Below are 12,230 nucleotides of genomic sequence, written 5' to 3'. Positions count from 1 at the left end.
AGGCCCGGCAAGCGCAGCGCCGCCGGGCAATCAGGCCGAGTGCCGGTGTTTGTGCAGGATGGCGGCTGACGCCTCTACGGAACCGCGCTGAACGGTAGCCCGGCTAAGGCGTTTACGCCGCGAGCCGGGGATTTGGCGCCGGATATCACTCCGGTAGCGTCCAGTCGCCGTCACCCAGCGCGCGCTGCATAATCAACGTATCCCGCCAGTCGCCCATCTTGTAGCCGACGCTGCGCAGCTGACCCGCCACGGTAAAGCCGAACTTTTTATGGATCGCCAGCGAGCCGGCATTGTTATGGCCATCGCCGATGATCGCCAGCATCTGCCGCCACGGGCCTTTCTCGCACTCAGCGATTAGCCTGGACAGCAGCGCGCTGCCGATGCCGCGTCCGCCCATTCCGGATTCCACGTATATCGATTCCTCGAGGGTGTAGCGATAGGCCGGACGCGGGCGATAGAAGGTGGCATAGCAGTAGCCGACGATAGCCCCGCGCCACAGTGCTACCAGCCACGGCAGCCCGTTGTCGCGCACGGTCTGGATCCGTTTACGCATTTCGTCAACGGTGGGGGGGATCTCTTCGAAGGAGGCGCGGCCATTAAGTACGTGCCAGACATACAGCGCGGCGATGGCGTGCGCATCGTCGGGCAGCGCTTCGCGAATTTCTAAATCACTGTCGAGTAACGGGGCCTCTGCGGGCATGGCGGCGCTCCTGAATCTGCCGGAGAAACATTCTCCGGCGTGCAGCGTAATACAGAAGCGCCAGGCTGAATAGTCCTGCCGTCGATTATTGCGGATCCGCCGGAGAGGCTGGCGTCGGGGCCGCTTCACCCCAGTATTTCTGCTTGCTGGTTTTACCAATCCCCGGGTTCATGCTGTTGGTGGGATCGTTCTGGCGATAGAACTGCTGCAGGCTCTCCGGGGCCTCATACAGATGACCCACGTTATGCTCCGCCGGATACTGGGCGCCGCGCGCTTTCAGTAACTCCAGCATTTTTTCCTTCAGCGCGTGGGCGTCGACCCCTTTCCTGACGATGTAATCCTGATGGAACACATGGCACATAAAGTGGCCATAGTAGAGCTTATGCACCAGCTGGCTGTCGATCTCCGGCGGCAGATGTTCGAACCACTCGGTATCGTTACGCCGCAGGGCGATATCCAGCGCCAGAATATCTTCGACTTCGTCGGCATGCACCGCCTGATAGCGGATCGCCGCGCCGGCGGCGGCAAAGCGATGGAGGAACGCCTTGCTGCCTTCCTCCGGCGTACAGGCGAAGAAATCCCCCTCGGCCTGCTGAAAGTACTCCGTCAACCAACGCTGCGCTTCTTCGATGCCGTCGCCAGCCATCTTCAGCAGCAGATGATGTTCATATTTATCACGCCAGGTTTTCATCCGCTCCGGTAAATGCGCCGGAAAGACGTGGCCGAGTTTCTGCATAAAGCGGTCGGTAAAGTGCGGCTTAAACAGCGAGACTTTCTCCAGCATCGCGTCGGTGCGCCCCTTCATGGTGAAGAAGAACGGCATTTTGTCGGTGCCGAGCTTGTCGATCATCAGGAAGGTGTCTTTGCCATACTTCTCGGCGATATCGTAAATATCGCGGTGCATATATTCCCCCGCCACCGGCAGATGCTGGAACTCGGCGAGGATATGGCGGCGGATCTCGGTCAATACCTGCGGCTGGTTGGTGCCAATGTAAAACACCTGCTGGCGCTTTTCCGCCGGGAAAGTATCGAGACGCACGGCGAAAACCGCCAGCTTGCCGGCGCAGCCGGAGGATTCGAACAGGCGGTCCGGGTCGGCGTTATAGCGCGCCGGGGTGTCGGCATCGACATCGCGCACGCGGGTGACATAGTCGTGATCGTGGGCGTGGCGGCCGTCGTGCAGGACATCGCTATCGCTAATCCGTTCGTCGTCGAGGCGGCTGAGGATCTGTTCCGGCGTGCTGCCGAGATCGATGCCCAGATGATTGACCAGCTTCAGCTTGCCGTCGGCGTCAATCTGCGCGAACAGCGACATCTCAGTGTAGGCCGGCCCGCGCTGCACCAGCGAGCCGCCGGAGTTGTTGCAGATCCCGCCGATGACCGATGCGCCGATGCATGACGAACCGATCACCGAGTGCGGTTCGCGTCCCAGCGGTTTGAGCGCTTTTTCCAGCGAATAGAGGGTGGTGCCGGGCCAGGCCAGCACCTGCTGGCCTTTGTCCAGCAGATGCAGTTTGTCCAGGCGCAGGGTGCTGATAATCACGATCTCGCGATCGTAATCATTGCCGTTGGGGGTCGAACCTTCGGTCAGGCCGGTGTTGGCCGCCTGCATCAGAATAATTTTATCGGCGTCTACGCAGGCGTTGAGCACGCGCCAGAGCTCCAGCAGGGTACCGGGAAAGACAACCGCCAGGGCCTCGCCCTGACCGGAGCGGAAGCCTTTGCGGTAGCGCTGGGTTTTTGCCGGGTCGGTCAGCAGATGCGAAGGGCCAACCAGGCGCGCCAGGTCAGCCAGAAACGTTTTATGGGTGTCAGTGGGTGCAGATGACATGTTCCACTCCTTGTGGTGGTGCGCGAAATATCGAGGATAAGCATAGCGCTTTGTATGACAATTTGATGCATGAATGTTTCGCAAAAATCAGAGAAGAACCTTAGCATTCTGCGGGCGCGTTGTTTATATATATGGCAAACTGCGGTTTTTATTATGTTTTACCGAGTCCCCGTCTGAGATAAAGCGAGATAACAATGAAATGGCTCTGCACTGTAGGCGTCGCCGTGAGTCTGGCGCTGCAACCCGCGCTGGCGGATGAACTGTTTGGTAACCACCCCCTGACCCCGCAGGCGCGGGATGCCTTTGTCACCGACCTGCTGAAAAAAATGACGGTGGACGAGAAAATCGGCCAGCTGCGTCTGATAAGCGTTGGCCCGGATAACCCGAAAGAGGCGATCCGTGAAATGATCAAGAACGGTCAGGTGGGGGCGATTTTTAACACCGTTACCCGCCCGGATATCCGTGTAATGCAGGATCAGGTGATGCAGCTTAGCCGCCTGAAGATCCCGCTGTTCTTTGCCTACGATGTGCTGCACGGTCAGCGCACCGTGTTTCCGATAAGCCTCGGCCTGGCCTCGTCGTTTAACCTTGATGCGGTGAAGACCGTGGGCCGCGTGTCAGCTTATGAAGCCGCCGATGACGGCTTGAACATGACCTGGGCGCCGATGGTCGACGTCTCCCGCGACCCGCGCTGGGGACGCGCTTCCGAAGGGTTCGGGGAAGACACCTATCTGACCACGATGATGGGCCAGGCGATGGTGGAGTCGATGCAGGGCAAGAGCCCGGCGGACCGCTATTCGGTGATGACCAGCGTCAAGCATTTCGCCGCCTACGGCGCGGTGGAGGGCGGGAAAGAGTACAATACGGTCGACATGAGCCCGCAGCGCCTGTTCAACGACTATATGCCGCCGTATAAAGCCGGGCTTGATGCCGGCAGCGGCGCGGTGATGGTGGCCCTGAACTCGCTGAACGGCACCCCGGCGACCTCTGATTCCTGGCTGCTGAAAGACGTCCTGCGCGACCAGTGGGGCTTTAAAGGCATCACCGTTTCCGACCACGGCGCCATCAAAGAGTTGATTAAGCACGGCGTGGCCTCCGACCCGGAAGACGCGGTGCGCGTAGCGCTGAAGTCCGGCATCAACATGAGCATGAGCGACGAGTATTACAGCAAGTACCTGCCGGGGCTGGTGAAGTCCGGCAAGGTGACCATGGCCGAGCTGGATGATGCCACCCGACACGTGCTCAACGTGAAATATGATATGGGACTGTTCAACGATCCCTACAGCCACCTGGGACCGAAAGATTCTGACCCGCAGGACACCAATGCGGAAAGTCGTCTGCATCGTAAAGAGGCGCGCGAAGTGGCTCGCGAGAGCCTGGTGCTGCTGAAGAACCGTCTTGATACGCTGCCGCTGAAAAAATCCGGCACTATCGCGGTGGTGGGCGCGCTGGCGGACAGCAAGCGCGACATGATGGGCAGCTGGTCCGCGGCCGGGGTGGCCGACCAGTCGGTGACCGTCCTGACCGGCATCAAAGAAGCGCTGGGCGATAACGGCAAAGTGATTTACGCCAAAGGGGCGAACGTTACCGATGACAAAGGCATTGTCGATTTCCTCAATTTGTATGAGAACGCGGTGCAGGTTGACCCACGCTCGCCGCAGGAAATGATCGACGAAGCGGTCGCGGCGGCGAAGCAATCCGATGTGGTGGTCGCCGTGGTGGGCGAGGCGCAGGGCATGGCGCATGAGGCCTCCAGCCGGACCGATATCACCCTGCCGCAAAGTCAGCGCAATCTGATTGCCGCTCTTAAAGCCACCGGCAAACCGCTGGTGCTGGTGCTGATGAACGGGCGTCCGCTGGCGCTGGTGAAAGAGGATCAGCAAGCCGATGCGCTGCTGGAGACCTGGTTTGCTGGCACCGAAGGCGGTCACGCCATCGTCGACGTGCTGTTTGGCGACTACAACCCGTCGGGCAAGCTGCCGATGTCTTTCCCGCGCTCGGTGGGCCAGATCCCAACCTACTACAGCCACCTGAATACCGGCCGGCCGTATAATCCGGAGAAGCCGAACAAGTACACCTCGCGTTACTTCGATGAAGCCAATGGCCCGCTGTATCCGTTTGGTTACGGTCTGAGCTACACCACCTTTAGCGTCTCCGATGTCACCATGTCGTCGGCCACCATGCCGCGCGATGGCAGCGTGACCGCCAGCGTGCAGGTGACCAACACCGGCAATCGCGAAGGGGCGACGGTGATCCAGCTCTACCTGCAGGACGTCACCGCCTCCATGAGCCGGCCGGTGAAAATGCTGCGCGGCTTTAAAAAGGTCACCCTCAAACCGGGCGAAACGCAAACCGTTAGCTTCCCAATCGACGTCGACGCGCTGAAGTTCTGGAATCAGCAGATGAAATACGTTGCTGAGCCGGGCAAATTCAATGTCTTTATCGGCGTGGACTCCGCCCGCGTGAAGCAGAGCGAGTTTGAGCTGCTGTAAGGCATCGCTCTTAAGTCCAACGTCACGCTTTAAAGGCCGATTAATCGGCCTTTTCTTTTTCGCATCGCTGGCAAATGGGCTACGCTTTTCTCTTAAGCTTCTGTAAGCGAAGCGCAAAAGAACTGAGGGAAGCGGGATGAAGATGGCAACGACATGGTCCGGCGCGCTGGCGCTGGCCGCCCTGATAAGTTTACCGCTGCAGGCGGCGGAGCCGGTGAAGGTCGGCTCGAAAATTGATACCGAAGGCGCGCTGCTGGGCAATATGATCCAGCAGGTGCTGGAAAGCCACGGCGTAAAAACGATTAATAAAATCCAGCTCGGCACCACGCCGGTGGTGCGCGGGGCGATTGTCGCCGGCGAGCTGGATATCTACCCGGAATATACCGGCAATGGCGCCTTCTTCTTCAAAGATGAAAACGACCCGGCGTGGAAGAATGCCCAACAGGGCTATGAGAAGGTGAAGCGCCTCGATCAGGAGAAACATCAGCTGGTATGGCTCACCCCGGCGCCGGCCAACAACACCTGGACTATCGCCGTGCGCCAGGACCTGGCGGAGAAAAATAAGCTGACCTCGCTGGCCGACCTCAGTCGCTACCTGAAGCAGGGCGGCGAATTTAAGCTGGCGGCTTCGGCGGAATTTATTGAGCGCCCGGACGCGCTGCCGGCGTTTGAAAAAGCGTATGGCTTCAACCTCAACCAGAACCAGCTGCTGTCGCTGGCCGGGGGCGATACGGCGGTGACCATCAAAGCGGCGGCGCAACAGACCTCCGGCGTTAACGCGGCGATGGCCTACGGCACCGATGGCCCGGTGGCGGCCCTGGGGTTACAGACGCTGAGCGACCCGCAGGGCGTGCAGCCGATATATGCCCCGACGCCGGTGGTGCGCGAGGCGGTGCTGAAGGCCTACCCGCAGATCGCCGACTGGCTGCAGCCGGTCTTCGCCAGCCTCGATGAAAAAACGCTGCAGCAGCTGAACGCCCGCATTGCGGTGGAGGGCCAGGATGCGAAGCGCGTGGCGGCAGATTATCTGCAGCAGAAAGGCCTGCTGAAGTAAGCCACCGGTGACCATTCGCTGTACTCATCGCGTCGGCCTGCTGCTGACAGGTCTGCTGCTGGTTACGCTGGCGCTGCCGTTTATTACTTACGCGCCGAATCGCTTACTCTCCGGCGAAGGGCGCGGGCTGTGGCAGGTAATGCCCTGGCTCGCCGGCGTTCAGCTGGCGGCGGCCCTTGCCGGGATGCTGCTTTGCTGGCTGCCAGGCAGGGCCGCGCCGCTTCTTCACCTGCTGCTGGCCGAACTGCTCTTCCCGCTGCTTATCTGGGGCAGCGGCCAGGCGGCGCTTGAGCTCTCCCGGCACGGCTCGCCGCTGGCGCGCACCTCGCCCGGCAGCGGCCTGTGGTTGTCGCTGGCGCTTTGTCTGCTGCTGGCCAGCGAGGCCATCCGTCATCTTACCGTCCGGCCGCTCTGGCGCTGGCTGCTCAATGCGCAAGTCTGGCTGTTGCCCATCATCCTGCTCGCTATCGGGGCGCTCGATCAGCTCTCCTTGCTGAAGGAGTATGCCAACCGTCAGGAGGTATTTGATGACGCCCTGCGCCAGCATCTGCTTCTGCTGTTCGGCACCCTGCTGCCGGGCCTGCTGATTGGCCTGCCGCTGGGGGTATGGCTGTGGCGGCGTCCGCGCTGGCAGGCGCCGGCTTTCACCGCGCTCAATGTGATCCAGACTATTCCGTCGGTAGCGCTTTTTGGCCTGCTGATTGCGCCGCTTGCCGGTCTGGCGCGTTATTTCCCGACGCTGGGCGAGCTGGGCGTCTCCGGGACCGGCGTGGCGCCAGCCCTGATCGCTCTCACTCTCTATGCGCTGCTGCCGCTGGTGCGCGGGGTGGTGACCGGCCTGCAGCAGGTGCCGCAGGATGCCCTGGAAAGCGCGACGGCAATGGGCATGAGCGCCGGGCAGCGCTTTCGTCAGGTGCAGCTTCCGCTGGCGATGCCGGTACTGCTGCGCAGCCTGCGGGTGGTCAGCGTGCAAACCGTCGGCATGGCGGTAGTGGCCGCGCTGATCGGCGCCGGCGGCTTTGGCGCGCTGGTTTTTCAGGGGCTGCTGAGCAGTGCGCTGGATCTGGTGCTGCTGGGCGTGGTGCCGACCATTGCCCTGGCGGTGGTGGTGGATGCCCTGTTCGCCCTGTGGGGCGCCTGGCTAAAAGGAGAGGCCAATGATTGAATTTCAAGGGGTCAGCAAAGTGTTTGCCGGCCACCCGGCGGTGAAGGACCTGACCCTGGAGCTGCGCGAAGGCGCTTTCTCGGTGCTGGTGGGGACTTCCGGCTCGGGCAAGTCGACGACGCTGAAGATGATCAACCGTCTGCTGGAGCCGGACCGGGGCACCATTCGCTTTGCCGGCGAGGACATTCGCCAGCAGCCGGTCCTGACCCTGCGGCGGCGGATGGGCTATGCCATCCAGTCCATCGGCCTGTTTCCCCACTGGACGGTGGCGCAGAATATCGCCACCGTGCCGCAGCTGCAAAGATGGCCGCGGGCAAGGATCGCCGACCGGATCGACGAGCTGATGGCGCTGCTGGGGCTGGAGGCGACGCTGCGCGACCGTTACCCGCATCAGCTCTCCGGCGGCCAGCAGCAGCGGGTGGGGGTGGCGCGGGCGCTGGCGGCAGATCCGGAGGTGCTGTTGATGGATGAGCCCTTCGGCGCCCTCGACCCGGTGACCCGCGAGGCGCTGCAGCAGGAGATGCTGCGCATCCACCGTCTGCTGGGACGGACGATTGTGCTGGTGACCCATGATATTGACGAAGCGCTGCGTCTGGCGGACCACCTGGTGCTGATGGACGGGGGCGAGGTGGTCCAGCAGGGGGCGCCGCTGGAGATGCTCCTGCGACCGAAAAATAGCTTTGTACAGACCTTTTTTGGCCGCAGCGAGCTGGGTGTGCGCCTGCTGTCGCTGCGCGAGGTGGGGGACTATTTGCGTCCCGACGAACGGCTGGCGGGCGAGGGGCTGACCGTCACCATGACCCTGCGGGAAGCGCTGTCGCAGTTTGTCGCCCGGCGCAGCGAGACGCTGCCGGTGGTCGATGCCGAAGGCAGGCCCTGCGGTACGCTGCATTTTGCCGATCTGCTGCGCCAGGAGATGAGCCATGAAGGCGCTTCGTGAGCCGCTGTGGTGGCTTATCGCGCTGTTTATCGGCCTGCTGGCAGGGCTGCCCTACAGCGCGCCGCTGTTCAGTCGGCTGTTCCCGGAACTGCCGCGGCCGGTCTACCAGCAGGAGAGCTTCTGGGCGCTCACTCTCGATCACGGCTGGCTGGTGGTGGCGTCCAGCCTCGCGGCAACGGCAATCGGGCTGGGGGCTGGGGTGGCGGTCACCCGGCCCGCCGGCAGCGCGTTTCGTCCGCTGGTGGAGACCATCGCCGCTATCGGGCAGACCTTTCCGCCGGTGGCGGTGCTGGCGATGGCGGTGCCGGTGCTGGGCTTTGGCTGGCTGCCGGCGCTGATAGCCCTCGCGTTGTATGGCATACTGCCGGTGCTGCAGGGGACGCTGGCCGGGCTGGGTTCGATACCGCCGGGGGTGTCAGGTGTGGCTGAAGGGATGGGAATGACCGGCTGGCAGCGTCTGTATAAGGTGGAGCTACCGCTGGCGGCCCCGGTGATCCTGGCGGGGATCCGCACCTCGGTCATCGTCAATATTGGTACCGCGACCATTGCCTCGACGGTGGGGGCCAGTACGCTCGGGACGCCGATCATCATCGGCCTGAGCGGCTTTAATACCGCCTATATTGTTCAGGGGGCGCTGCTGGTGGCCCTGGCGGCGATTATCGTCGACCGCGCGTTTGAGCGTCTGACCCGCTGGATCAGCCGACACCGCCACGCACAATAAAGGAATAGCCGGCCAGCATTACGCCGCTGATCCCGCCGATGGCCATAAGTAAGAAGAGAGTGACGACCGCGATTTTCGCTGGCTTCATAATAGGCTCCTGATGTTAACAGGGGGATTATACGGTGAAGCGCAGGTGTTAATGAAACATTAATTGCGGTTTAGCGCGCCGCGCCGGGCTTTTTGCCGCGTTTGCTGCGCAACGCGCCGCAAAAAAGTGTGATCCTGGCCGTCATTTTTCATTTTTATGCAGGGCTTCAAAGAAAGTTTTCGCCAGGCAGGGTATGGTACGCGCTTTCAGGCATGTGTGGTTTGCGGGTATGTACGAGTTTGATCTGGTGTTGCTGCTGCTTCAGCAGATGTGCGTATTTTTGGTCATCGCGTGGTTGATGAGCAAAACCCGACTGTTTATCCCCCTGATGCAAGTCACCGTTCGCCTGCCGCACAAGCTGCTGTGCTACGTCACCTTCTCCATTTTCTGCATTATGGGGACCTATTTCGGTCTGCATATCGAAGACTCCATCGCCAACACCCGCGCCATCGGCGCCGTGATGGGCGGCCTGCTCGGCGGGCCGGTGGTCGGCGGGCTGGTAGGGCTCACCGGCGGCCTGCACCGCTACTCGCTGGGGGGAATGACCGCCTTAAGCTGCATGGTCTCCACCATCGTTGAGGGGCTGCTGGGCGGTCTGGTGCACAGCGTGCTGGTCAAACGCGGCCGGCCGGACAAAGTCTTTAGCCCGCTGACCGCCGGGGCGATCACCTTCGTGGCCGAGCTGGTGCAGATGATGATCATTCTGCTGATTGCCCGCCCGTTCCAGGACGCCCTGCATCTGGTGCAGAGCATTGCCGCGCCGATGATGGTCACCAATACCGTCGGAGCGGCGCTGTTTATGCGCATTCTGCTGGATAAACGGGCGATGTTTGAGAAGTACACCTCCGCCTTTTCCGCCACGGCGCTGAAGGTGGCGGCGTCCACCGAGGGGATCCTGCGTCAGGGATTCAACGAAGAGAATAGCATGAAGGTGGCCCAGGTGCTGATCCAGGAGCTGGACATCGGCGCGGTGGCGATCACCGATCGCGACAAGCTGCTGGCGTTTACCGGCATCGGCGACGACCACCATCTGCCGGGCAAGCCTATTTCCTCCTCGTATACGCAACGGGCGATTGAGACCGGGGAGGTGGTCTACGCCGACGGCAACGAGGTGCCTTACCGCTGCTCGATTCATCCGCACTGTAAGCTGGGGTCGACGCTGGTGATCCCCCTGCGCGGCGAGAACCAACGGGTGATAGGCACCATTAAACTGTATGAGGCGAAAAATCGCCTGTTCAGTTCGATCAACCGCACCCTCGGGGAGGGGATTGCCCAGCTGCTGTCGGCGCAGATCCTCGCCGGACAGTACGAGCGGCAGAAGGCGCTGCTGACGCAATCCGAAATCAAGCTCCTGCACGCCCAGGTCAACCCGCACTTCCTGTTTAACGCGCTTAACACGCTGAAGGCGGTGATCCGCCGCGACAGCGATCAGGCCGGCCAGCTGGTGCAGTATCTGTCGACCTTCTTTCGCAAGAACCTGAAACGGCCGACGGAAATTGTCACTCTTGCCGATGAGATCGAGCATGTTAACGCCTATCTGCAGATTGAGAAGGCTCGCTTTCAGGCTAACCTGCAGATCCAGATGGCGGTGCCGGAAGGGCTGGCGCATCACCAGCTGCCGGCCTTTACCCTGCAGCCGATCGTGGAGAACGCCATTAAGCATGGTACATCGCAACATCTTGGCGTCGGCGAAATTACCATCCGCGCCAGCCAGGACGATCGCTGGCTGCAGCTGGATATCGAAGATAACGCCGGGCTGTACCGGGCCAACCCCCAGGCCAGCGGGCTGGGGATGAATCTGGTGGACAGGCGGCTGCGGGCGCGTTTTGGCGCCGACTGCGGCATCAGCGTCACCTGCGAGCCGGAGCGCTTTACCCGTGTCACCCTACGTCTGCCCCTGGAGGAGAATGCATGCTGAGAGTATTGATCGTCGATGATGAGCCGCTGGCGCGGGAAAACCTGCGCATTTTGCTGGAGACACAGCGCGATATCGAGATCGTCGGCGAGTGCGGCAACGCGGTGGAGGCCATTGGCGCGGTGCATAAGCTGCGTCCCGACGTGCTGTTTCTCGACATCCAGATGCCGCGCATCAGCGGTCTGGAGATGGTCGGGATGCTCGACCCGGAGCACCGCCCCTATATCGTGTTTCTCACCGCCTTTGATGAATACGCGGTGAAAGCCTTTGAGGAGCATGCCTTTGACTATCTGCTGAAGCCGATTGAAGCTGCCCGGCTGGAGAAAACCCTCGCCCGCCTGCGCCAGGAGCGTAATCTGCAGGATGTGTCGCTGCTGGATGATGCTCAGCAGACGCTGAAATACATTCCCTGTACCGGCCACAGTCGTATCTGGCTGCTGCAGATGGAGGATGTGGCCTTCGTCAGCAGCCGGATGAGCGGCATCTACGTGACCGACCGCGAGGGCAAGGAGGGCTTTACCGAACTCACCCTGCGCACCCTCGAGAGCCGCACGCCGTTGCTGCGCTGCCATCGCCAGTATCTGGTGAATATGGCGCACCTGAAGGAGATTCGCCTGGAGGAGAATGGTCAGGCGGAGCTGCTGATGCGCGCCGGGCAAACGGTGCCGGTGAGCCGGCGCTATTTAAAAAGCCTGAAAGAGGCGATTGGCCTGTAAAGCTGGTACACTGCGCCCCATTGCATCATCGACAGTAAAAGGCCCTCATGCTCAGTAATGATATTCTTCGTAGCCTGCGCTACACCCTGAAAGTCAATAATAACGATATGGTGCGCATTCTCGCGCTCTCCGCTATGGAATCCACCGCCGCCAGCTTCGACACCTGGACGACGAAAGAGGATGAAGAGGGCTTTGTTCGCTGCCCGGACATTATCCTGTCGGGTTTCCTTAACGGCCTTATCTATGACAAGCGCGGCAAAGATGATTCGGCCCCGGAGCTGGCGCTGGAGCGTCGGGTGAATAACAACACGGTGCTGAAAAAGCTGCGGATCGCCTTCTCGCTGAAAACGGACGATATCCAGGCGATTATGAGCGAGCAGAAATACCGGGTGTCGGTGCCGGAGATCACCGCCATGATGCGCTCGCCTGACCACAAAAACTACCGCGAGTGCGGCGACCAGTTTCTGCGCAATTTCCTGCGCGGACTGACCCAGCGGGTGCATAACCCGAAGGCATGATTTTTTGCCGGGTGGCGGCTTCGCCTGACCCGGCCTACAACGACTGCCCCCGGGCGCGTGCTAGCATAGCGCCGCCGGGCAAAAAAAAGC

Annotated in this window: 11 protein-coding genes; 8 read left to right on the top strand and 3 right to left on the bottom strand. The window is 61.3% G+C overall.

All coding sequences use genetic code 11. The features are described 5' to 3' along the window. Positions 1-145 precede the first annotated feature (145 nt). Together RRF55_RS06225 and dld are read right to left on the bottom strand one after the other, a co-directional pair. On the bottom strand, positions 146-700 hold the full coding sequence (locus RRF55_RS06225; RefSeq protein WP_002912829.1) for a GNAT family N-acetyltransferase: 555 nt from the start codon (positions 698-700) through the stop codon (positions 146-148). 85 nt (positions 701-785) lie between these two features. Next, positions 786-2,531: a D-lactate dehydrogenase gene (gene dld, locus RRF55_RS06220; RefSeq protein WP_004200481.1), complete on the bottom strand. Its 1,746-nt coding sequence runs from the start codon at positions 2,529-2,531 to the stop codon at positions 786-788. Positions 2,532-2,725: 194 nt separating this feature from the next. Between dld and bglX the strand changes: the two genes are divergently transcribed. The 5 genes from bglX (at position 2,726) to RRF55_RS06195 (ending at position 8,903) form a co-directional block, all read left to right on the top strand. Beyond that, positions 2,726-5,023: a beta-glucosidase BglX gene (bglX, locus tag RRF55_RS06215; RefSeq protein WP_083565406.1), complete on the top strand. Its 2,298-nt coding sequence runs from the start codon at positions 2,726-2,728 to the stop codon at positions 5,021-5,023. Between the two features lie 136 nt (positions 5,024-5,159). Further along, positions 5,160-6,077: a glycine betaine ABC transporter substrate-binding protein OsmF gene (gene osmF / locus RRF55_RS06210; RefSeq protein WP_002912823.1), complete on the top strand. Its 918-nt coding sequence runs from the start codon at positions 5,160-5,162 to the stop codon at positions 6,075-6,077. A gap of 7 nt (positions 6,078-6,084) precedes the next feature. After that, complete coding sequence (locus tag RRF55_RS06205; RefSeq protein WP_004144224.1) at positions 6,085-7,242, top strand: ABC transporter permease; 1,158 nt, start codon at positions 6,085-6,087, stop codon at positions 7,240-7,242. Further along, positions 7,235-8,182, top strand: a complete 948-nt coding sequence (locus RRF55_RS06200) for an ABC transporter ATP-binding protein (RefSeq protein WP_038435518.1) — start codon at positions 7,235-7,237, stop codon at positions 8,180-8,182. Before RRF55_RS06205 ends, RRF55_RS06200 begins: the two co-directional genes overlap by 8 nt. Continuing rightward, positions 8,166-8,903 carry an ABC transporter permease gene (locus RRF55_RS06195; protein ID WP_004151128.1) on the top strand — a complete coding sequence of 246 codons (738 nt, stop codon included), beginning with the start codon at positions 8,166-8,168 and terminating at the stop codon, positions 8,901-8,903. The genes RRF55_RS06200 and RRF55_RS06195 overlap by 17 nt, the downstream gene beginning before the upstream one ends. On the opposite strand, the gene RRF55_RS06190 is transcribed toward RRF55_RS06195, so the two are convergent. Next, complete coding sequence (locus tag RRF55_RS06190) at positions 8,878-8,991, bottom strand: protein YohO (protein WP_002912762.1); 114 nt, start codon at positions 8,989-8,991, stop codon at positions 8,878-8,880. The two genes, RRF55_RS06195 and RRF55_RS06190, sit on opposite strands and share 26 nt — an antisense overlap. Before the next feature lie 229 nt (positions 8,992-9,220). On the opposite strand from RRF55_RS06190, the gene RRF55_RS06185 reads away from it, so the two are divergent. Genes RRF55_RS06185 through RRF55_RS06175 form a run of 3 tightly spaced genes read left to right on the top strand, consistent with a single transcriptional unit; the run spans position 9,221 to position 12,140 of the window. Further along, complete coding sequence (locus tag RRF55_RS06185; RefSeq protein WP_002912760.1) at positions 9,221-10,909, top strand: sensor histidine kinase; 1,689 nt, start codon at positions 9,221-9,223, stop codon at positions 10,907-10,909. Beyond that, positions 10,903-11,622, top strand: a complete 720-nt coding sequence (btsR, locus tag RRF55_RS06180; protein ID WP_004144215.1) for a two-component system response regulator BtsR — start codon at positions 10,903-10,905, stop codon at positions 11,620-11,622. The genes RRF55_RS06185 and btsR overlap by 7 nt, the downstream gene beginning before the upstream one ends. A 47-nt stretch (positions 11,623-11,669) precedes the next feature. Beyond that, a complete protein-coding gene (locus tag RRF55_RS06175) occupies positions 11,670-12,140 on the top strand; it encodes a DUF1456 family protein (RefSeq protein WP_002912756.1) in 471 nt (156 codons plus the stop codon). Positions 12,141-12,230: the final 90 nt, after the last annotated feature.

The sequence above is a fragment of the Klebsiella sp. K47 genome, from assembly GCF_051858335.1.
Lineage (GTDB): Bacteria > Pseudomonadota > Gammaproteobacteria > Enterobacterales > Enterobacteriaceae > Klebsiella > Klebsiella pneumoniae.
The sequence above is the reverse complement of the archived record's forward strand: the minus strand, read 5'-3'. Positions and strand labels throughout refer to the sequence as shown.

What these genes read in the sequence shown, in the direction of transcription:
- RRF55_RS06225 (WP_002912829.1), bottom strand. Translation starts at nt 700, where the DNA reads ATGCCCGCAGAGGCCCCGTTACTCGACAGTGATTTAGAAATTCGCGAA.
- dld (WP_004200481.1), bottom strand. Translation starts at nt 2,531, where the DNA reads ATGTCATCTGCACCCACTGACACCCATAAAACGTTTCTGGCTGACCTG.
- bglX (WP_083565406.1), top strand. Translation starts at nt 2,726, where the DNA reads ATGAAATGGCTCTGCACTGTAGGCGTCGCCGTGAGTCTGGCGCTGCAA.
- osmF (WP_002912823.1), top strand. Translation starts at nt 5,160, where the DNA reads ATGAAGATGGCAACGACATGGTCCGGCGCGCTGGCGCTGGCCGCCCTG.
- RRF55_RS06200 (WP_038435518.1), top strand. Translation starts at nt 7,235, where the DNA reads ATGATTGAATTTCAAGGGGTCAGCAAAGTGTTTGCCGGCCACCCGGCG.
- RRF55_RS06195 (WP_004151128.1), top strand. Translation starts at nt 8,166, where the DNA reads ATGAAGGCGCTTCGTGAGCCGCTGTGGTGGCTTATCGCGCTGTTTATC.
- RRF55_RS06190 (WP_002912762.1), bottom strand. Translation starts at nt 8,991, where the DNA reads ATGAAGCCAGCGAAAATCGCGGTCGTCACTCTCTTCTTACTTATGGCC.
- RRF55_RS06185 (WP_002912760.1), top strand. Translation starts at nt 9,221, where the DNA reads ATGTACGAGTTTGATCTGGTGTTGCTGCTGCTTCAGCAGATGTGCGTA.
- btsR (WP_004144215.1), top strand. Translation starts at nt 10,903, where the DNA reads ATGCTGAGAGTATTGATCGTCGATGATGAGCCGCTGGCGCGGGAAAAC.
- RRF55_RS06175 (WP_002912756.1), top strand. Translation starts at nt 11,670, where the DNA reads ATGCTCAGTAATGATATTCTTCGTAGCCTGCGCTACACCCTGAAAGTC.